Below are 21,042 nucleotides of genomic sequence, written 5' to 3' on the forward strand. Positions count from 1 at the left end.
AAAGCCGCTCGTTATGAGCGACTCTTCCGTCATTCTATTCATTATTCAGTCATGCCAATTGAACGGCGAGGAATTCATTACTCCGAAAAATCGCTTCTGAAGGCAAGACCTACTCTTTTGCCTTTAAACAGACCTCCAAGTTTCAGATGGTCCAGCATACATTTCGCTACATCGTCATAAGCAACAGACAATTCTTGTAGCCGGCTGAACAAGTGACCGGCTATTTCTGCTTCGGAAAATTCCTTGATTGTCTCCGGAATCGGGATTGGCAAAGTTTCGGTTGTTACATGCAGATGAACCAGATTGAGATGATCTATCGAATCCATCATTGTGCCCGGACACATAATGGACCAATCGAGCTTTGTTTGCTGTAGCCGATCGAAATTCCGGTTATGATTTTTATACTCAGGCGGGAAGCCAGGCAAATTGTTGCCGATCAGATCGGTGTAAGGAATATCCAGCAGTCCGGCACCTCCCATGATCCATACCCGCCCAGAGAATGTGGGTTGGAATTCACATTGGCTTATAATATTATCAATCATACGAACGAACTCTTCTCCCTGACCCGCATGACCAGCTGCAACTATAGCGGCGTCTTGATGCTTGAGCGCTTATCTAACTATGGCAGGGTCAAGAATATCGTCCGCGATCACCTTAACTTGCTGTGATGAAATCTCACCTAATTGTTCGTAGAGCTTTTCAGCATTTCGCACAAATGCGGTCATTTCATACCCCATTCGTATCCCTTGAGCCAAAACCCTTTTTCCTGTATTCCCAGTCGCTCCAAAAACTAAAATTTTCATAGTCCCTTCCTCCATTTCATGATCCTAAATTCGAGTTAACTTTAGCATAGCATCGCTTCAAATTTAGGGTAAGAACCCACTATTTAGTGGGGTACTTACTTAAAAGTAAGCATGGCAAAAAGGAAGGCCGGGAGAACAGGAACCTGAATTTATGACCAATGGATCCGCTTTAAGACACTGATTCAGTGTACTTCCGTTGATTATGTTGTTCTCCCCAAGCGCACATCACTTCAGCGACAGGAATCAATGTTTTCCCGTATTCACTTAGGGAATATTCTACTTTCGGAGGGACAGTAGGATAGACCGTTCTATCAACTATGCCTTCGCCTTCCAAATCTCGGAGATGTTGTGATAACATTTTTTGAGACACATCAGGTATAAGCTTCTCTAAATCGTTAAACCGCTTTGTGGAATCAATCAAATTCCACAAAATCATGGGCTTCCATTTGCCAGCTAAAACATGAATAAGTGTCTCAATTGGACATTCACGCTGATGGATCATGTTATATCATCCCCTCACCTTGACTAAAGTGCATGCACTGCACGAATATTACACTTATCAGAAGTCTACTAAAGAGACAAAAACCTCGTCAACTGATATTGACGAGGCCACAAATTATTTTGTGAAAAATCCGTAAATAGCCATTACTTCGTTGTAACTGGCAACACGCCACCGGCTTCCGATTGGCCAAGCAACACCTTAATCCCTGCGTTGGTATTCGGCTCCTGCTTCCCATAAACGGCAAGGCCCGAGCGCACGTTCTGCACATAGATCGTTTCGTACGGATTGCCGAGCGATAATAGCGCGTACCGCTTATTTCGCTTATTCAGCGAATCGATGATCGTTTGGATCTCGGCCCAACCGAATTGACTGGCCACGTTACGGAACTGGTAGGAGGCCAAAATGACATAATCCGCTTGCTCCATCGCCTGAAGCGCATCCGATGTTTTGCCTTGACCGATCACGGTAATTTCCGGCTTTAACGATGGGTTGCTTGCAACGCTCGTTAGTTGTCGCTGAAGTTGTTCTGCCTGCTCCTGACCAGCAGCAGCAATGACGACCCGGTCGTCTGGTTGTATGAAATCCGGATGGGCTCCGTCACGACTGGCCAACAAGGTGACTGACCGTTCAGCAATTTCCCGCTCCACGGCTCGATGCTTTTCGGAACCGATGACATTAGTTAATGCAGTTAACTTCTGAGCAAGGTTGTTTTCCTGGTCAAACAAACCATATTTCGATTTCAATTCCAGGATGCGCTTAACCGATTTATGGATGGTTTCAGACGGAATCGTCCCCCTCTTTACCGCTTGAACCAACGTTTGATGGGTAGCCTCCGGATCCTGCGGCATCAAGATGATATCGACACCGGCGTTGACGGCTCGTTCCACCGCTTGGTTCTCTCCAAAATGCTCCGCAATTGCATTCATCGTGAAGGCATCCGAAATGATGACCCCCTGATATCCTAGTTCCTCCCGGAGAAGTCCGGTTAGCACCTTCTTCGATAAAGTCGCGGGAATCGGCACACGGCTCCCGTCCTTGAGTGAAGTCACGTGTTCATTATCGACTGCTGGGAAAGCGATGTGAGCGGTCATGACCATCTCCACCCCACCCTCGATCGCCGCCCGAAATGGCTTCAATTCCACCTCATCGAGCCGATTACGACTATGCGTCAGCACCGGCATTCCCAGATGGGAGTCTACCGTCGTATCCCCATGCCCCGGAAAATGCTTCACAGCCGCGATAACCCCGGATTGTCGCAGCCCCTTTATTGTGGCAAGTCCAAGCCGAGATACCAGGTCCGCATCTGAGCCAAAGGAACGGATCCCGATGATCGGATTATCCGGATTGCTGTTAACGTCAAGCACCGGGGCAAAATTGACCTGCAGCCCAAGCGCCTTCAACTCTTCGCCTGTGAGCTTCCCGGCCGCTTCGGCCAGCGCCGCGTCTCCGGTTGCGCCAAGCGCCATTTGACCCGGCAGATTCGTTCCTCCAGGAATTCGCTTAATTACGCCTCCTTCTTGGTCAATACCGAGAAAGAGAGGAATGTCCCCCGCTTCGTTTTGCAGATCATGAGTCAGTTTTACGACCTGACGGGCGTCGACAATATTTTTGTCAAAAAGAATAAGCCCACCCAAGTCCTGATCATGAATGCTGCGTTTCAATCCTTCATTAACGGTGGTGGTAACTTGGCCATTCCATTGTCTAATGTCAGGCATCAGCATTTGGCCAATCTGCTCACTGAGGGTCATATATGAAATTAGCTTGTCCCAATCCTCCGCCTCTATGGCAGCTTCGCGTTCAAATCGAATCACCCTTGCCAGAAATACGGAAAACTCGGCCCGTGTAACAGATCGATCTGGTCTGTAAGTGCCATCCGTATATCCGCCGATGAGCCCGTTGGAGCTCATCACGAGAATAGGCGCCGCCGCCCAATGTTGATTTACATCTCTCAAGCTAACGGATTGCTTGCCAGCGGCAAGAGAATACGCGCGTGTAAGAAACGCAGCCGTTTCTGCACGGCTCATCGCCATATCGGGATGGAAGGTACCGTCGGGAAACCCGCCCGTCAGCCCCTTTTTCTCAGCAATGGAAATTTCACGATAAAAGGGATGGGTTGTCGCCACATCGGTATAGCTCGCGCTTGCCGCACCGGATTGTAACTGTTCAGGGTAGAGCTCCCGTACCAGGAAAGTCACGGCTTGCGCTCTTGTGACTTGCTTCTCAGGAGCAAACTTCCCCTTGCCATATCCAGCAACGGTTCCTCTTTCCGCCATATAATTAATGCTGTCTGACGCCCACTTCACAGACTGGAGATCGGTAAACCGTTCTGCCGCAGCCGCGCTTCCTGCCGAAATGAGCATGGAACCGAGAACAACACCCAAAATCGTCATTACTTTCATCTTCATCTGACTACCTCTCTAGTTGTTTTTCTAGTTAATTAGACGCTTTTGGGTATGGTTTGTTGCGCGACGGCTTATTTCGGATATGACTTGGCGATCATGAATCCCCTTTCCGCTGCAAATCACGAATGGTTTTCCAAGAGATTAATTTAAGGTTCTGCCGCTTCATTTGATCCTTTACATCTGGATCATTGTAAAGCTGAACCTCCATCTCACGATTCTCATCATACGGAGTCAGTTCTTTCAATTCATCCGAGATAAATGCCGGATGTGTAGTGAATTGTGTAATCCCAGGTTTCAGATCATTCATTTGATTAATTAAATCTCGCTTAGCCCCTTCATAGCCCCCGTCACTCGAAAAATGATAGTCAAGTCCAGCAAGATCGTCGATACAGAGGATACCAAGTTGATTAGCTAAACGGATCCTTTGACTAAATAGATGTTTTTGTTCCGAACTAAAATTGGGGTGCTCCAGAATCCGGATCGGCAAACAAAATGGAAGTGCGTACTTTACACACAATTCCAAAATCACTTCTAAAAAATCACGATTGTGATAAAGGCCTAATACACTCCCCGCATGGCTATCTAAATGGGTGGGGTCGATTCCTAAAGATATGGCCCTTTGAATTTGCGCCTCAACTTCAATTTTCACCTCGGCGGGGTCTGCAAATTTCTCGAAATCAGATGCCTCATCATAAAAGTACCCCTGTTCATCGGTTAAACTTAACACTTTTTCTTGAGTCGTGATGGGTTTATAGCGGCGACTTTTGTGACTGGTTAAAGTAATATGGATTCCGACGCTCAGTGTATGAATCCTAGAACATTGCTGTGCAGCTTCGTAAGCAGCATCTGCCGGAACCATGAGGGAAGTGGATGTTATGGCACGACTTTGAAACATCTGTAGAATGGCTTGATTCGTAGACCGCGTCACCCCTAAATCATCGGCGTTGATGATAATCACCCGATCGTTTGGACTAAACCCTAGTTCTTGGAGCACTCTGAACAACCTCCCAAATTGGAATTGTGAAAAAAATAAAGGAGCACAACTTGGCGTTGTGCTCCTTCTTGTTTTCGATGAAAGTTATAGTTTATCGGTATTATACACCTGTTTTTCGGAAAGTAAATAGCTAGAGGTGCTTCAAGTCAAACCGATCCGCATTCATGACCTTGACCCATGCGGCGACAAAATCACGCACGAATTTCTCCTGGTTATCGTCCTGAGCATATACTTCGGCAAGCGCACGCAGAACGGAGTTGGAGCCAAGCACGAGATCCACTCGGGTGGCCGTAAACACAACTTCCCCGGAACGGCGGTCACGCAAGTGATATAGGCCGTCTTCCACGGGCTCCCACGCCTTGTTCATGTCCAGCAAATTCACGAAGAAATCAGGGGTAAGGACGCCGATGCGATCGGTGAATACACCGTGTTTCGTACCGCCGAAATTGGTGCCCAGAACACGCATCCCTCCTATCAGAACCGTTAATTCCGGGGCAGAAAGATTCAACAATTGGGCTTTGTCCAGCAAGAGTTCTTCCGGGCTGACGCTAAATTGCTGTTTCTGGTAATTACGGAAACCGTCGGCAACCGGCTCGAGTACGGCGAAGCTTTCTACATCCGTCTGCTCCTGCGTGGCATCGCCGCGTCCGGGAGTAAATGGAACCGTGACATCATAGCCGGCATCCCGTGCGGCCTGTTCAACGGCAGCGCTGCCTCCCAATACGATTAAATCGGCCAGGCTCACATTCTTCCCGAAATCAAACTGAATCCCTTCCAGAATGGATAACACTTTGGTCAATTGTTCGGGCTGGTTCACTTCCCAATCCTTCTGTGGAGCCAGACGAATACGGGCGCCATTCGCGCCGCCCCGATGATCGGAGCCGCGGTAAGTGCTGGCGGAAGCCCACGCCGTCGTGACCAGTTCGCCGATCGTAAGTCCCGAATCGAGGATTTTCGTTTTGAGATCGGCGATCTCTGTTTCGGTTAGAACATCATCCACAGAGGGCACGGGATCTTGCCAGATAAGCTCTTCAGCAGGAACCTCAGGCCCTAAGTATCTTGCGCGAGGACCCATGTCGCGATGCGTGAGCTTGAACCAAGCACGCGCAAACACCTCAGCAAAAACATCCGGATTCTCATAAAAACGGCGCGAAATTTTCTCGTATTCCGGATCGATACGCAAGGCCATGTCCGCGGTGGTCATCATCGTCGGAACGCGGATTGACGAATCCTCCGCATCCGGTGCCAGATGCTCCGCAGCAGGATTCACGGGAGCCCATTGGTGAGCGCCGGCTGGACTCTTCGTCAACTCCCATTCGTAACCGAACAAGAGCTCGAAGAAGCCGTTATCCCACTGTGTTGGATTTGCGGTCCAGGCGCCTTCAATCCCACTGCCGATTGTGTCGCGGCCTTTGCCGGTGCCATGTGTACTGCTCCAGCCCAAACCTTGAGCCTCAATCGGAGCTGCTTCCGGATCCGGGCCAACGAGCGCAGCGTCACCAGCACCGTGAGCCTTGCCAAACGTATGGCCGCCGGCGACCAATGCGACGGTCTCTTCATCATTCATTCCCATGCGTTTGAAGGTCTCACGAATGTCGCGAGCGCTGGCAAGCGGATCCGGATTGCCATTTGGACCTTCCGGATTGACATAAATGAGACCCATCTGTACAGCGGCAAGCGGATTTTCTAATTCACGCTCGCCCGTGTAACGGTTATCGCCAAGCCATTCTTTTTCCGCACCCCAGTAAATATCTTCTTCCGGTTGCCAAACATCCACTCGGCCGCCGCCGAAACCAAACGTCTTGCCACCCATCGATTCGATCGCAACATTCCCTGTCAGAATGAGCAAATCCGCCCAGGAGATCTGATTTCCGTACTTTTGTTTAATCGGCCACAACAAACGGCGGGCTTTATCCAGATTCACGTTGTCCGGCCAGCTGTTCAGGGGAGCGAAACGTTGCGTTCCGGTGCCAGCCCCCCCTCGGCCGTCGCCCGTACGGTAAGTCCCTGCAGAGTGCCATGCCATACGTATAAACAATGGCCCATAATGTCCATAATCGGCGGGCCACCAATCCTGTGCGTTTGTCATTAGTTCAAGGAGATCCTGCTTAAGAGCAAAGTAGTCCAGCTTTTGAAATTCCTCGGCATAATCGAAGTCCTCTCCCATCGGATTCGATTTGCGGTCATGTTGATGAAGAATATTCAAGTTCAACTGATTGGGCCACCAGTCTTTATTCGTCGTACCGCTAGTTCTGGGACTGGTAGCACTTCCATGAAATACGGGACATTTCCCGGCATTCGTCATGGCCTTTGCGTCCATAAGCACCTCTCCTTTAATTAAAATGGTTGGGGCTGCGTGTGACAGAATAAATCCCTCTATTTCCTTGATAAAGGAATTTACTAGAGAAATCAACCATTTATGACTTATTCATTAAATCTTCATTCAGATCAGAGCGATCTCTATTTGCCGTAGTTGATTTTTTCAGCCTGCGCGAATAACATAGACCCTATATTAATCCATTCAATAGGGAGATAGAACAGACATGCTGGATTCCAATACGATTAGCCAGTTAAAAGCAACTCTCAAAGCAAGCCTCGACCACCATGAAATTGCCGGAGCCAACTTCATGATCATCAAGGACGGAAAAGAAGTGTTTTATCATGAAGACGGTTACGCGGATCTCGAAGCGAAGCGGCCTATTTCAAGAGATTCGATATTTCGGTTATATTCGATGACAAAACCGATTACCGCGACCGCGATCATGATCCTTCTCGAAGGAGGAAAGATCGATCTATTTGATCCTGTGAGCGCTTATCTTCCCGGTTTTAAGAATCAACGAGTTGAGAAAAATGGTGAATTAATCCCTGCCACCCGGGAAGTCAACCTTCATGATCTACTGAACATGACCTCAGGACTGATCTATGATGGCCCCAACCAAACCGGTCAGCACACGCAGGCTTTGTTTCAAGAGCTCGGAATCCGGTTGTTTGGACAAGATCCCATGAGTACGACGGAATTCGCGAATCGCCTGGGCCAGGGGCCCCTTGCCTTCGAGCCCGGATCATCTTGGGCTTACGGGACGTCGGCGGATGTGCTTGGTGCAATCGTGGAAGCAGTGAGCGGCATGCGTTACGGAGATTTTTTGAAGAAGGAAATCTTTGAACCCCTCGAGATGAATGACACGGGCTTCTGGCTGCCTGAAGAGAGCAGAAACCGCCTGGTTCATACCTATCAGGATAACGGTGAAGGCGGGTTAAAGCTCTATAAGGATAACCATCTTGGCATCATCCATGAAATGGATCGCAAGCCCGCCTTCGAATCGGGTGGCGCGGGACTTGCCTCCACCATCGAAGATGCTGCAAAATTTACCACAATGCTTCTGAACGAAGGTAGCCTGTATGGCATACAACTTCTGCGGCCAAGAACCGTTCAATATCTGACATCGGCTTCTTTGTCCGATGCCCAGCAAAAGAGCTTCGATTCGTGGCATACCCTATGCGGACATAGTTACGGCAAACAGATGCGTATCCTCACCGATGCCGGACAAGCCGGGGTCATTGGCAGTCAAGGCGAATATGGATGGGACGGTTGGCTTGGGGCGTACTTCTGTAACAGTCCTCAAGATCGCTTGACGTTCTTATTTATGGTTCAGAAGAAAGACGCCGGCACCTTACCGATCACCCGCAAGCTGCGCAATATGGTGTTTAGCTCCCTTTAATTAACTTCATCTAAGCAACGTCTGAAACAACTAAAAACAAAAAGAGCACTACCGGATCAACGGCAGTGCTCTTTTCTGTTGCTTGGCGGTGTCCTCCGATAGTTACAAAGTTACTTCACTAATTATTCATTGGTAACGATGCCGATCGTATTGGTTTTGGAATCGAAGGTGATTGAGATGCCCAGCGCTTCTGCAATATCGCGAAGCTTAAAGTAGTTGTTTCCTCCAATGGTGTAAGCGGTAAGCTTAACTTCTTCATCGTCAAGGTACACTTTTGAAGTAGATAAGGTCGCCTTCTTCGCTTGTGGATGGGCAGATACCGCAAGCTCCCCGCCTTGAGCAGTATACGCTTCGCCAGAAATCATGTTTATGGCATTATGCTCGCTGTTCCAGCCAACTTCAAAGGTCTTGTCGGTTCCGTCCACAGCCTTCGCAATATCACGAAGTTTAAAATACGTGTTGTTGTTAATAATGTAGGCTTCAAACGGCACCTGCTTTCCGTCAACTAAAACCTTAGAAACGGAAGCCGTTGCGGTTACTACCGCCGTTTGCACAGGTTTAGCGGCGGGTTTCTCTGATGGCTGATTCGATCCGGAAGTTGTATCGGAAGAAGAAGTCGAGCTCGGTTGTTCCGTTTTCGTCGTTTCGGGTGCCGAACCATCGGAAACCCAGTAAATGATTTTCGTGCTTTGATCACCCTTCCCGATTTCAAGCACAAAATAAAGACCACCCGTAAAGCCGCCATAATTTTTATGTAGTGTGGTACTTGCGGTTTGGTTGGCGCCAATTTCATTCACGGCTTCCTCTGAACCGTCAATCGTCCAGAACAGAGCGCCGCCATAAGCACCATCCACCGTATAATAACTTACTACAGCGGGCATTTTCTCCTTGGGGGTGAATTTGATTTCAGCTCCTTCCTTGACGAGAACGATTTTGTAGTTTTTCTCTGCAAGAATATTTCTGAAATTTTGGTTATCATCAAACTCTTCAAGTTCAATTCGGGTTGACTGCGTCCCTATTTCTCCGGACAAAGAATAAGCGTACTTGTCCGCAGGAACGTCTGAAGCGAATGCAGGTAATGAGGCGAATACCAACATGAGGACTGGGAGCAATAGAGCGAAAGAGACCTTCATTTTTCTTTTCATTAAACTACCTCCCGCAATTTTTTAAAAACTGCTTCCATATTATCCCTATCTCTTTTGTGTAGTCAATGAACCTTGATTCAAACCGGAAAATAAATGACGAATTATGTAGAAAATATGGAGACAAAAATAACATTATCATGTAATAAAATAGGATAATGTTATTTTTGTCCTTACTTACTGACTTATGGTATTGTTTAGCGCCCCTCTTGGATGTGCACGCCAGGATGGGCTTTTCCTTCAGCAATCGGGCGATCAGATCAACTCTATATACCCCTCCGTGCCATTCACGCGAATGCGTTGCCCGTCTTTAATCCGCCGTGTCGCATTTTCCACGCCGACGACGGCAGGAAGGCCATATTCTCTCGCAATCACGGAGCCATGGGTCATCAGGCCGCCTACCTCGGTGACTAATCCTCGAAGCGATACAAACAGGGGCGTCCAGCTAGGATCGGTAAATGGGGTGACTAGGATATCCCCCTCTTCCAGCACGGCATCTTCCATTTTCGTGATGATACGTGCGCGTCCCTCGACCACGCCCGAAGAAACCGCAAGGCCAACAATCGCGTCGGCGGGGAAATTCTCTCTTTGATACTTTCCCCGAATGATTTCGCCATCTGACGTCATTACGCGAGGAGGAATGAGTTTATCATAGAGTTTGTAATCTTCTTTTCGTTTGGAGACCATCTGTTCATCCAATCGGTTCGTCCGTACGGTCTCTCGAAGTTCTTCGAACGAGAGGTAGTAGATGTCTTCCGGGTCTGAAATGACCCCCGCTTGCGCAAGTCGTTCGCCTTCTTTCAACAAGGCTTGCTTATATATAAAGTAGCGATAGATCATGCCGTATTTCGGATACTCCCGATAACCCGAGAAATTTCGGATGAGGTCGATCATTCGTTTGGTTTCGATGGCTTTCTGTTCTCCATCCGGCAAATGCCTCAGACGTTCCAAAAGCTCTTGTTCTTTGTTCAAAGCGACTTGACGTCCCTGCTCAAATTTCCGCCGGTTGGCATGAGGTTCGAAATGTCTGATGTTGCCCAGAATCACTGGCACCAGCATGTTCGGGCTTTCGATCCAACGCGTTCTCGTCATATCGATCTCTCCAGGGCATCGCATCCCATATTTGCTAAGAAAATCGTGGAAAGCCTCACGTACATCCGCTCCTCCCTCGAACCTTAAGAGTTCATCCAAGAAACGAGCGTCGTCTTCTGCTTTCTCCAAATAAGCGATGATCTCCGGATAGGGACGAATTGCGTCAGCGACATCCATAAGCGCAAGGCCCATTTCCGAAGTAATATTGCCTGGCACGGATTGCGAGATATAATCTGCAGCGTTTTTTTCGCCTAGCCACTCATTCATTTTGTCGTTTATCCATTTGGATGCATTCATACTGGCCATAATCACCGCCGAGCTTTGCGGATCAAACAAAATTTTCTTTAATTCCGCGAGGTCTTCCTGAATGAAATTCATCATTTCCATTCCCGACTTCTCACGGATGTTTTGTTTTAACGCTTCAATCGACGCTTGGCTCCGTTTGATCAAATTCGATACGAGGCTTGGATCGGTCTCGTCGATCCCGAACCGATCATCCGTCCCTGGCAGGGGCGTTCTCTTTCCGGAGTTCGATCCATCCTGATCAGGAGGGATCGATGGAATGAAGTCGCCTCGTTCAACTACGGTCATTAACGCATCCTTCATCAGCGGTTCTGAATCTCCAATGGTGTCGAGTAGCATTTGCCTGCTGTCCGGCGAAGCAAGCATAGGCGCCACATCGACAAACAGCCTACCGCCTGCTGTACGTATCGGTGCCGGAGTCGTTAGTAAATAGAATGACAGACCCAACGGCTTCATGGGGTCGGTCATCATCTGCTGATGTCCGACAGAAATATAGACGTGATTCCCCTGATCCGATTGTTCGGGGATCGGGAATAGCGTCGTGATCGGACGGCTCTGGACGATATAAAACGTATCCTCCGACAAACACCATTCGATGTCTTGAGGCTGGCCAAAGAAGGCTTCGATCCGTCTACCAATCCGATCTAGGCGTAAGATTTGCTCCTCCGTGAGGACCTGAGCCTCTTGCTGATCGGGATCAATGGATTTCGTCTCTATACCGCCATCCTTTCGGCCATAAACCGCCAAGGTCTTTGCTGCGATCCGCTTCTCGATGATCTTTCCTTCCTTTACTTTATAACCATCTGCGGACACCAGGCCGGAAACCAAGGCCTCTCCCAATCCGAAGCCAGCATCGATGGTGAGTACCTTTCGGTTGGAATTAACCGGATCCGCCGTAAATAAAATCCCGGAGGCTTGCGGGAACACCATCTTTTGAATGATCACGGATATGGAAATGTGACCGTGATGAAATCCATTCCGCAGCCGGTACATCACTGCGCGATCCGTGTAGAGGGAAGCCCAACATTTGCGTAAATGCTCCAGGACGGATTCATAACCTATAACATTCAAATAACTGTCTTGTTGACCGGCGAAAGAAGCCTGCGGCAAATCTTCAGCCGTTGCACTGGAACGTACGGCATAAGCCTGAGCTTCATCAAACCGGGAGAGATGGCGATACACTGCTTCTGCTAGTTCTGGAGGAATCGCGACTTCCATCAGGATCTGACGAATCTGACGACTGATTTCGCCGAGTTGTTTAAGATCCTCAGTTTGAAGCTGCATCAGCTGATCTAATAAACCACGGCAGGTTTCGTTAGATTCGACGGCTTGTTGAAAAGCTGCGGTTGTTACAATAAAGCCTTCAGGGACGTGAATTCCATCAATCGTAGACAATTTGGACAGATTCATTCCTTTTCCGCCGACATGCGATAGCTGCGCTTGGTCCAACTCCCGTAGCCCAATAACCAATGATTTCACGAGCATCTCTCCTTCGATTCATTTAAAAAAAGTTTGACAAGATTTCGACTGCATGATAAGATTAAATTGTAAGATGGGTGACTACGCCTTGTTTATAGTGGTGACAGTCGTCCTTCGATTATAACATCGTTTTTTCTGCTATGCAATAAACAAAGGAACCCAGATTATTCATGGGTTCCTTTTTCGCATTGTATTTACTCCGCCCCCACTACAGGATGCGGAACATACGGCTCTTCCAGATAAGTAATTTCCTCTGCACTTAGATTAACTGATAATGACCCGACAGCATCTTCTAGGTGCGAAATTTTCGTAGCTCCAACGATAGGTGCAGCGACTTGATCTTTCTGCAGCAACCAAGCCAGCGCGATATGTGCACGGGGAACGCCATGCTTCGTCGCCAGATTCGCTACTCGCTCAATGATGAAGCGGTCTGCTTCTGCGGTCGGATCGTACTTGGATTTTTGAATCGCATCGGTTTGGGATCGAGGGGTTGTTACCGAACTATCGCGAATCAATCGACCGGAGGCTAGCGGGCTGTAAGGAGTTACCGCGATGTTTTGGTCTTTGCATAGCGGCATCATCTCCCTCTCCTCTTCCCGGTAAATCAAATTGAGATGATTTTGCATGGAGATGAACCGTGTCCAGCCGTTTTTCTCCGCGATGTGCTGCGCCTTCTGGAATTGCCAAGCGTACATAGCGGAAGCGCCGATATACCTGGCTTTTCCCGACTTCACTACCTCATGTAAAGCTTCCATCGTTTCCTCGATGGGCGTATCGTAATCCCAGCGATGAATGATATACAGGTCCACGTAATCGGTCTCCAGCCGTTTTAGGCTTTTGTCGATTTCGCTTAATATTGCTTTCCGGGATAACCCCGCTCCATTCGGACCTGGATGCATACGTCCCCACACTTTCGTGGCGAGCACGATTTCATCTCGATTCGCAAACTCCTTGAGAATCCGTCCCGTGATCTGTTCACTCGTCCCCCCTGCATAGACATTGGCCGTGTCGAAGAAGTTGATGCCGAGATCAAGCGCTCTTCTGATGATCGAACGACTCTTCTCCTCATCAAGCACCCAGGAATGCCAGCCGGGTACCACTTCACCGAAGCTCATGCACCCCAGACAAATTCGGGAGACGTCCAATCCGGTATTTCCGAATTTCACATATTCCATATAGAAATCCTCCGACTTTCAAGATATTTATAGTATACCCCCTGCTTCTCTCACCAATGATTCACAGCATGCTCGATAAAAGCAACCATATTGTTGATCTCGAGGACCTTCCCGTCATCCAACACAGCTTTCCCATGAAACGTACCAAACAACTGGTGGCATTTGTTGTCGATAAATAACAGTTTGGTGGCGGTTTGCTGATCATAGATCGGCATGAACTCCATCTCAAATCTACCGTCCTCGCTCGTAACTTGTTTTCGGGACATGTACCCTCCCGCTGACAAATCATAGTGAACCTGACCCAATTTGTGAGGGGTGCCATCATAGAAAAGGATATTTTCCGTTGCGTTTGAGGTGTTGCCAAATCCATGCCCAATATTGAATCCGAACCGTTTCCCTTCGATATAGCAACTCCCGTTTCCCCAAAACCATTCATGCGAGAAGGGCCATACGCCGCGACCCCAGTCCAGCAAACCAAAGGCGGATTCCGGCTCAAACCGATATTCCCGTCCATCAACACGCACGAAGCCGCTAGCTGGCATACTGTTTATTTTATGATTGTAATAAAAGTGGGACGGATCTTCATCAAATGGAGTAGCCATCACGATCGACGTCTTGTCGGGTTGGGATAGTTCGATTTCGAGCTCCATCTTAGGTAGCTGTTTCCCCATTGCACGGCAAATGAGCTTCCTGCCGCCTTCGAACACCTGAAATTGCATGAACATATTTTTTCGGTCAACCGTTAAATCACCTTCGTCTGCCGATAACGGCATGCGTAACGAGTTGAACGGCAGGACCAGCATTTGAGTCACTTCATAATGTCTGCCGGTCGCAAATTCAAATAGTTTGACGGAAACACTCCCTGCATAGGAGACATGCCCGATCGTCAGTTGCAGGCAGAAATCGTTGTTAGAGACTTGATAGAAATCCCACTCTTTGATTCGCCAAGGCCGTGCCTTAATATTGTCCCGGTTATAAGTCAGAATGGCCTCTGTCGAGTATCCCTTCTGTATCAACACCCCATTGGAATCTAGCAGATCCCCTGGCGTACGGATCCAATTTTGCTGCATGGCTACCCCTCCCATTTAAAGAATGGTTTTGCGTTAGAATGAGGACTACGGAGGACACGGACACTAGAATCAGAAACTTAGTAGGACCATGCCCTCCATCCCGTCTCAAAGATGTTAGTTTAATCTTAGCGGGAATCGGTAAATAACACCATCGATTTATAGCGGTGCATATTTGAGCACGTTCTGACGTATCGTAAAGTCTGAAACCGACACTCCACACACGAATTAGGGAGGTACTACAACAGCGATGGCATCTAGCAGAAATCATCAAGGGGCCCATGGCATTGGCCAGATTGAAAAGCAATTAAACCAACAGATGGAAGCCGCGGCCGAAATTCAAGGCGAAGCCGGAATCGATCAGCGGGTCAAACAGAAGGCCAAACGTCCAGCCAAAGCATCCAAGTCAGAGACCAAATAGGTCTCTGCTTCTCCTATTTTACCGCGCGCTCACCTCTTCCTTCACTTGTAGTAAAGTGCTAGAATTAACTTTTAGCTGACAACAAGCAACCGGAGGATGAACCAAGTGGGTTATTTACGAGCTTTAAACCAGGAGATGCAGGGATGGTCCAGAAATATCAAATTATTTTTCTTGGCGAACATCCTCTATCAAATCGGCACTGGTATGTTTGGAGTGCTCTATAATTTATATATACAAGGACTGGGTTACGATGACGCTATGAACGGACGCGTTGTCAGCATTCAGTCCTTTGCTACGGCTCTGATGTTCGTACCGATCGGCATCTGGGGTGACCGAACAAGCCGCAAAAAAATCCTCGTATTAGGCGCTTTGCTTAGCGGCGTCGCTTTCATTCTTCGCTCTTTCTCCTCCGGAGACACCGCGTTGCTTGGGTTTGCCGTGTTTACCGGCCTATTTGCTTCTTTCTTTCAAGTCATCTCAATCCCGTTTTTGGCCGAAAATGTCACCCCCGCGAACCGGCTCAAAATGTTCAGTTATTTCTCCTCCCTAGGCCTTGCTTCACAAGTGATTGGCAGCTTAGGCGGCGGCGTGTTCGCTGATGTCCTTAAGTCTCTCGGCTTCGAAAACTTGCTTAGCTTAAGAACCGTATTGGTCATCGGTGGAGCCGCAACCTTGGCCGCCTTTATACCGATGTTGTTCGTGCGCGAACGCAAGGCTTCGAGCTTGAAACCAAAGACGGATGACCAAGCGCCTTTGGAGCCGGAGGCTTCCCTTCCCGCTCATATCACGAGCGCCGATGCCGCCGATTTCCGGATCATTGCCCGTTTCGTTGCTGCACAGCTGCTCATCGGTTTAGGCTCGGGCCTCGTGGTACCCTATCTAAATCTCTACTTCACGAATCGATTCTCCGTTTCCTTGTCATTGATGAGTCTGTTAATCTCGCTGGGTCAGGTCATGACGATCTTCTCCATGCTGATTGGCCCATCCTTGGCGAGTCGGGTGGGACAAGTTAAAGCCGTTGTTCTCTTTCAAATGTTATCCCTGCCGTTCCTGCTGCTTACCGGATTTACGAATGGATTCGCCATAGCCGCCGTAAGCTTCCTGTTCCGGCAGGCGTTGATGAATGCCGCCAATCCGATCCAATCCGCCATCATGATCGATCGCGTAGCCGACAAGCGGAGAGGTATCGCTAATTCGCTAACCCAAACGGCGTTCATGTTAGGCTGGGCCACAATGGGCCCCGTTCAATCGCATTTGGTCACCGCCTACGGAACGTATTGGGGTTACGCCATTACCTTTAGCATGACCGGTTGCTTATATACAGCTGCCTCACTCCTGTACTATTTCATGTTCCGGGGGAATACCAAGAAGCCAGGCGAGAAGAAATCCATAGAAAAAAGACGTTTGCAAATGTAATCTCATGCAAACGTCTTAATCCTGTCCCTCTTTTAGAGCACGGTATCATCAACCCGATTCAACCATGCTTCGATGGTTCCAATAACCGAAGTGACGCAGCCATCTTCAAACGGTGAAATTAAGCCGGCAATCCCCACCAAATCCGTGAAGGAGTGACTCCCCCCCTGTCTGCATAAGAGCAGGTAATCGGCCCATGCCGCTTCGCGGTCCTCGTGCATCTTTTTCCAGAACTGAAACGCACAAATTTGCGCCAGCGTATAATCGATATAATAGAACGGTGAGTTGAAAATATGACCTTGCCTGTGCCAGAATCCGCCTCGTTCCAAATAATCGTTATCCGCATAGTTCCGGTAAGGCACATATTTGCGCTCGATCTCCCGCCAAGTTTGCTTGCGTTCCGCAGGCGTAGCCTCCGGATGTTCGTAGACATAATGCTGGAATTCATCGACCGCCACGCCGTAAGGAATAAAAATGAGTGCGCTGGCTAAATGATCAAATCGATATTTATCGGCTTGTTCTTCAAAGAACAAATCCATCCACGGCCAGGTGAAGAACTCCATGCTCATGGAGTGGATCTCACAGGCTTCAAGCGTTGGAAATTGATACTCCGGAACCTCAAACCCCCGGCTTTCATACATCTGAAAAGCATGCCCGGCTTCATGCGTCAACACATCGATATCGCCGGACGTGCCGTTAAAATTCGAGAAAATAAACGGCGCTTTGTATTCGCTAATGAAAGTGCAGTACCCACCGCTCCGTTTGCCTGGTTTGGCGACAAGATCCATCAGTTCATTTTCCGTCATAAAACTAAAAAATTCATCCGTCTCGGAAGACAGTTCCGTATACATCTTCGCCCCGTTCTTCACGATCCACTCGGGGTCGCCCTTTGGGGTCGCGTTTCCCGACTTGAAGGCAAAACTCTCGTCGTAATACAGCAGTTGCTCCACATCGATCCGGTTCTTTTGCCGCTCCTTCAGCTTTGTGGCAACAGGCACAATATGCTTCTGCACTTGGTTCCGGAAGTTTGCTACCTTCTCAGCATCATAATCCGTACGTGACAACCGGGCATAACCGAGTTCAACGAAGTTGCGATATCCAAGCTTCTTGGCGATCTTCGTTCGCACTTGGACCAACTCATCGTAAATGCGATCAAGTTCGTCCTCATGCTCGGCTAAGAAACCATACGCCGCTTCAGCCGCACGCTTGCGAATCTCCCGATCCGTCGATTGCTGAAAGGGGACCAACTGGGATAAATTACGCTCCTCGCCTTCAAACGGGATTCTCGCAGAGGCAATCAGCTTGGCGTATTCGGTCGTCAGTCTGTTCTCCCGCTGTAAATCCTCAATCACTTCGGGGCTGAACGTCTTCAACGAAAGCTCGGCGATCTGGAACAGTTGACGTCCCCATTGCTGCTCCAACTCCGCGCGGAATTTTGAGCCAATCAACGCCCGGTAGTAGTCCGAAATGAATTCTTGGACAATCGGGTTGTTCTCATCGTAGAAGTCCTGCTCCGCCTGATAAAATTCGTCGTTGGTGTCGATGGTATGCCGGGCGCTGGCGATCTCCTGCATCGAGTCAAAGCCACTCCGCAGTTGATTGATTTCTCTCATGATCCGGCCCTGCTCTTCATAAGTATCTGCCGCTGCAAACGCGTCAAGTAGCTCCTTGAATCTCTGCCTAAAAACTTGGACATCCGGGCGTTCATAGCGGTATTCGCTAAACTTCATGGCATGCACCTGCCCTTTCAAGAGAATCGTATTCGTCGCCCCATGTTGCTAGATTACGAACATTATACTAATCCTCTTTTGGGAGTGCAAACCAGTACCGGCGTTTAGAGCATCTGACCGCCTGATACCTCGAGTCGCGTCCCGTTGACCCAGCCGAACTCTTCCGTGCAAAGGGAAGCGATAACGCCTCCAATATCGTCGGCCTCGCCTACTCTGCCGAGGGCAATATTATTTGCGATAAACCCTCGCATCTGCTCATTATCCCGGACGGAGCCCCCACCGAAATCCGTAGCGATAGCCCCCGGAGCGATCACGTTGACACGAATCCCCCGCTTGCCCCATTCTTTTGCCATATATCTCGTTAATACCTCGATAGCGCCTTTCATTGCCGAATAGGCCCCGAACCCTTCGATGACAAAGCGGGTCAGACCGGTGGAAAGATTAACGACACGGCCATGGTCGGCGATCAAAGGGTACAGCTTCTGCGAGAGGAAGAAGACCCCTTTAAACTGAACATTCATCAGGCTGTCGAACTGTTCCTCCGTCGTTTCCGCAATCGGAACATGGATCCCGAATCCCGCATTATTCACCAGGATATCGAAGGTATCGCGGTTCCATCCTTCGTTCAGAATGTCCGTCAACTGCGAAACGAAAACATCAAACGAGGAGACTTTACCGGTATCCAGCTGCAGCATGGCCCCCTTTCGCCCAAAGGCTTCGATTTCTTGAACGACCTTCTCCGCTTCCTCCTTCCGGGTATGGTACGTCACAATCACGTCTATTCCTTTACGTGCGAACGCCAGTGCGCTATTTCTGCCAAGACCACGGCTGCCGCCGGTTACCAGCGCGATTTTCTTCATGGGTTTCATCTTTCGATCACTTCTCCTCTTCGTCGTAATTCGCCACTTGATCTGTGAGATGCTGTGGACTATAGTGAGTATATTGCTTCGAGTTAACTCTAAGTCAAGGGGGAGAATATGAAATATTCCATTCAAGAAGTTGCGGCAATGTTCGGCTTAACTGCGCATACCCTGCGTTACTATGATAAGGAAGGACTACTGCCTTTTATCGGTCGGGAACCCTCCGGCAACCGGATATTTATGGAGAAGGATCTCGACTGGTTGGCCATGATCTGTTGTTTGAAGGATACGGGAATGCCCATCAAAGAAATCAAACAATACGCGGATTGGTGTGCCAAAGGAATGGAAACGCTGGAGGAACGGAAAGCCATGTTGGCGGATCATCGTTTGCAGGTCCTCAAGCAAATGGATGCGTTGCAACAAAATTTGGATCTGATCGATTCGAAAATCGCCGTTTACAATGATCCTGTGCTGGCCGAACAAAGGTATGGGAATTTCAGCGAGACAAAATAAAAAACGCGCCTAAACCCGCGCGTTCTAGATTTTCTAGGGTTATCCCGTCTTTTGAGTCTTCAGGTAACCGTCCACCTTCGCTTTCATCGATAAGATGGTGGTCTTACGGTATTGCAGCGCTCGCCGCAGAACTTTGAGCTGCTGCGTACGGGACAATTGCTTGAAACGAGGTTCTTGCCGCATAAACTTACGAATGATCGACCAGCTGTTCGCCGAAGTCCGCTCCCGCTGGAGACGTGGTGCTTCATAAGGTAGATTCGGCTTTCGCAAACGAAGGATGAACGAGTTTAAATGTGATGAAGCTTTACCTTCATCGACTAAACAGGGAGCAACCACATTTTTGGTATGTTTTCTTAAAAAATCATAATGGTGATTGCCGCTGACGATCACATAGCCTCCGTCCTTCCGACTTTTGCGTACAACCATCAGATGCATGCAATCCTGCGCGGCTTTCCGAAGATTCTTGATTCGCTGCGTAAGTTGAATGGATATTCCGGGCTTAAGCTTATTCAGAGGGATATATTGCACCGTAATTCTCATGGAGCCACCCCTTTCTGGGTTACTTATGTATATGTATATGCCCCAATCTCCCTGATTGCGTCCTTCGGAAATGGATTGATTTTTTTAATAAATAAATGTTAATCTAATAATATCAGTGTGCAGCAAAAACGCAGGGCCATCTGAATGGCTGTGCGTTTTTTTGTGCTAATCGGCTCGTCTGCCATCTGAATTCATGAATTTGGGAGATGAAACCATGTATAACGAAATGAGACTGCCACGCAATACCAAAGAAGGCCTATTGTTTATGTTGATCGTATCGATAATCTCGGTCAACACCATTGCCCCGCTGATTATGGGGTATGAGTTTGGCTTCAACAAGGAAAATTACTTTAAGACGCTGCGAGTCATCCCGATCATGTGGATAATCGTACTGTGTTTGGTCAACTTGGTCGCAAGGCCCCTTGTAGGTAAACTCATGGCGAAGTTTACCAAACCAACGGATAGCTTTAATGCCAAGACCTTGTTTAATATTTTCTTCAGCGTCACGATTTTGTCGATCTGCCTTACCGTGATTGGCTCCTGGGTTGGCCAGCGACAAATCAGCCTGGACCCGATTCGAGAATTCTTCTACCATTGGCCGAAGAACTTCTTCATCGCTTTCTGGATTGAAACTTTGTTGGCCCAACCTATCGCTCGGTTCGTCATGAAGAGACTGCACGCGAGACAGGCCGCCAAAGCCGCGGTGGAGAATGTAGAGATGTAAGGAGCACCGAATAAACCAAACAAGGCAACCGCGAAATGAACTGCACCCCGTCAAGTAGACAGTATAAAAAATAAAAGCTCAATTAGGCGGCCTTGGTCCTATACTCCATCGGACTGAGGCCGTTTAATTTTCTCTGTAATCGTTCGTAATTGTAAAAGTGGAT

The 21,042-nt window shown here is 48.6% G+C and carries 19 protein-coding genes; 5 read left to right on the forward strand and 14 right to left on the reverse strand.

Going from position 1 to position 21,042, the window contains the following annotated elements; genetic code table 11:
* Window positions 1–77: 77 nt before the first annotated feature.
* From KJS42_RS23410 to katG, 6 genes are all read right to left on the reverse strand, one after another.
* Entirely contained in the window at window positions 78–542 is a 465-nt protein-coding gene (locus KJS42_RS23410; RefSeq protein ID WP_483311286.1) for a Rossmann-fold NAD(P)-binding domain-containing protein, read from the reverse strand.
* 69 nt (window positions 543–611) lie between these two features.
* Window positions 612–803 carry an NAD(P)H-binding protein gene (locus KJS42_RS23415; protein WP_483311287.1) on the reverse strand — a complete coding sequence of 64 codons (192 nt, stop codon included), beginning with the start codon at window positions 801–803 and terminating at the stop codon, window positions 612–614.
* 169 nt (window positions 804–972) lie between these two features.
* Window positions 973–1,305, reverse strand: coding sequence for a winged helix-turn-helix transcriptional regulator (locus tag KJS42_RS21260; RefSeq protein ID WP_193416261.1), 333 nt, complete (start codon window positions 1,303–1,305; stop codon window positions 973–975).
* Window positions 1,306–1,448: 143 nt separating this feature from the next.
* On the reverse strand, window positions 1,449–3,710 hold the full coding sequence (locus KJS42_RS21265; protein WP_213624059.1) for a glycoside hydrolase family 3 N-terminal domain-containing protein: 2,262 nt from the start codon (window positions 3,708–3,710) through the stop codon (window positions 1,449–1,451).
* A gap of 91 nt (window positions 3,711–3,801) precedes the next feature.
* Window positions 3,802–4,701 (reverse strand): polysaccharide deacetylase family protein, encoded by a 900-nt coding sequence (locus KJS42_RS21270; protein ID WP_213624060.1) that lies wholly within the window; start codon window positions 4,699–4,701, stop codon window positions 3,802–3,804.
* A 130-nt stretch (window positions 4,702–4,831) separates the two neighbouring features.
* Window positions 4,832–7,021, reverse strand: a complete 2,190-nt coding sequence (gene katG, locus KJS42_RS21275; protein ID WP_213624061.1) for a catalase/peroxidase HPI — start codon at window positions 7,019–7,021, stop codon at window positions 4,832–4,834.
* Window positions 7,022–7,244: 223 nt separating this feature from the next.
* Here katG and KJS42_RS21280 point away from each other — a divergent pair, with 223 nt between their 5' ends.
* Window positions 7,245–8,420, forward strand: a complete 1,176-nt coding sequence (locus tag KJS42_RS21280) for a serine hydrolase domain-containing protein (protein ID WP_213624062.1) — start codon at window positions 7,245–7,247, stop codon at window positions 8,418–8,420.
* A gap of 122 nt (window positions 8,421–8,542) precedes the next feature.
* Here KJS42_RS21280 and KJS42_RS21285 read toward each other — a convergent pair whose 3' ends face one another.
* The 4 genes from KJS42_RS21285 to KJS42_RS21300 form a co-directional block, all read right to left on the reverse strand.
* Window positions 8,543–9,565 (reverse strand): stalk domain-containing protein, encoded by a 1,023-nt coding sequence (locus KJS42_RS21285; RefSeq protein WP_213624063.1) that lies wholly within the window; start codon window positions 9,563–9,565, stop codon window positions 8,543–8,545.
* Between the two features lie 252 nt (window positions 9,566–9,817).
* Window positions 9,818–12,436, reverse strand: coding sequence for a phosphoenolpyruvate synthase (gene ppsA / locus KJS42_RS21290; RefSeq protein WP_213624064.1), 2,619 nt, complete (start codon window positions 12,434–12,436; stop codon window positions 9,818–9,820).
* A 194-nt stretch (window positions 12,437–12,630) separates the two neighbouring features.
* Window positions 12,631–13,611 (reverse strand): aldo/keto reductase, encoded by a 981-nt coding sequence (locus KJS42_RS21295; RefSeq protein WP_213624065.1) that lies wholly within the window; start codon window positions 13,609–13,611, stop codon window positions 12,631–12,633.
* A 50-nt stretch (window positions 13,612–13,661) separates the two neighbouring features.
* Window positions 13,662–14,681 carry a DUF2804 domain-containing protein gene (locus tag KJS42_RS21300; RefSeq protein ID WP_213624066.1) on the reverse strand — a complete coding sequence of 340 codons (1,020 nt, stop codon included), beginning with the start codon at window positions 14,679–14,681 and terminating at the stop codon, window positions 13,662–13,664.
* A gap of 247 nt (window positions 14,682–14,928) precedes the next feature.
* Here KJS42_RS21300 and KJS42_RS21305 point away from each other — a divergent pair, with 247 nt between their 5' ends.
* Together KJS42_RS21305 and KJS42_RS21310 are read left to right on the forward strand one after the other, a co-directional pair.
* Complete coding sequence (locus tag KJS42_RS21305; RefSeq protein WP_167521196.1) at window positions 14,929–15,099, forward strand: hypothetical protein; 171 nt, start codon at window positions 14,929–14,931, stop codon at window positions 15,097–15,099.
* 105 nt (window positions 15,100–15,204) lie between these two features.
* Window positions 15,205–16,515, forward strand: coding sequence for an MFS transporter (locus KJS42_RS21310; protein ID WP_244868569.1), 1,311 nt, complete (start codon window positions 15,205–15,207; stop codon window positions 16,513–16,515).
* Window positions 16,516–16,547: 32 nt separating this feature from the next.
* Here the strand turns inward: KJS42_RS21310 and KJS42_RS21315 are convergent, their stop codons facing one another.
* Together KJS42_RS21315 and KJS42_RS21320 are read right to left on the reverse strand one after the other, a co-directional pair.
* Window positions 16,548–18,242 (reverse strand): M3 family oligoendopeptidase, encoded by a 1,695-nt coding sequence (locus KJS42_RS21315; RefSeq protein WP_213624067.1) that lies wholly within the window; start codon window positions 18,240–18,242, stop codon window positions 16,548–16,550.
* 104 nt (window positions 18,243–18,346) lie between these two features.
* On the reverse strand, window positions 18,347–19,111 hold the full coding sequence (locus KJS42_RS21320) for an SDR family NAD(P)-dependent oxidoreductase (protein WP_213624068.1): 765 nt from the start codon (window positions 19,109–19,111) through the stop codon (window positions 18,347–18,349).
* Between the two features lie 108 nt (window positions 19,112–19,219).
* Between KJS42_RS21320 and KJS42_RS21325 the strand changes: the two genes are divergently transcribed.
* Window positions 19,220–19,615, forward strand: coding sequence for a MerR family transcriptional regulator (locus KJS42_RS21325; protein WP_213624069.1), 396 nt, complete (start codon window positions 19,220–19,222; stop codon window positions 19,613–19,615).
* 39 nt (window positions 19,616–19,654) lie between these two features.
* Here KJS42_RS21325 and KJS42_RS21330 read toward each other — a convergent pair whose 3' ends face one another.
* Window positions 19,655–20,155, reverse strand: a complete 501-nt coding sequence (locus tag KJS42_RS21330) for a hypothetical protein (RefSeq protein ID WP_213624070.1) — start codon at window positions 20,153–20,155, stop codon at window positions 19,655–19,657.
* Window positions 20,156–20,369: 214 nt separating this feature from the next.
* On the opposite strand from KJS42_RS21330, the gene KJS42_RS21335 reads away from it, so the two are divergent.
* Window positions 20,370–20,879, forward strand: a complete 510-nt coding sequence (locus KJS42_RS21335) for a DUF2798 domain-containing protein (RefSeq protein WP_213624071.1) — start codon at window positions 20,370–20,372, stop codon at window positions 20,877–20,879.
* 82 nt (window positions 20,880–20,961) lie between these two features.
* Here the strand turns inward: KJS42_RS21335 and KJS42_RS23395 are convergent, their stop codons facing one another.
* A complete protein-coding gene (locus KJS42_RS23395) occupies window positions 20,962–21,042 on the reverse strand; it encodes an IS3 family transposase (protein ID WP_368858221.1) in 81 nt (26 codons plus the stop codon).

Source organism: Paenibacillus sp. J53TS2, assembly GCF_018403305.1.
Lineage (GTDB): Bacteria > Bacillota > Bacilli > Paenibacillales > Paenibacillaceae > Fontibacillus > Fontibacillus rhizolycopersici.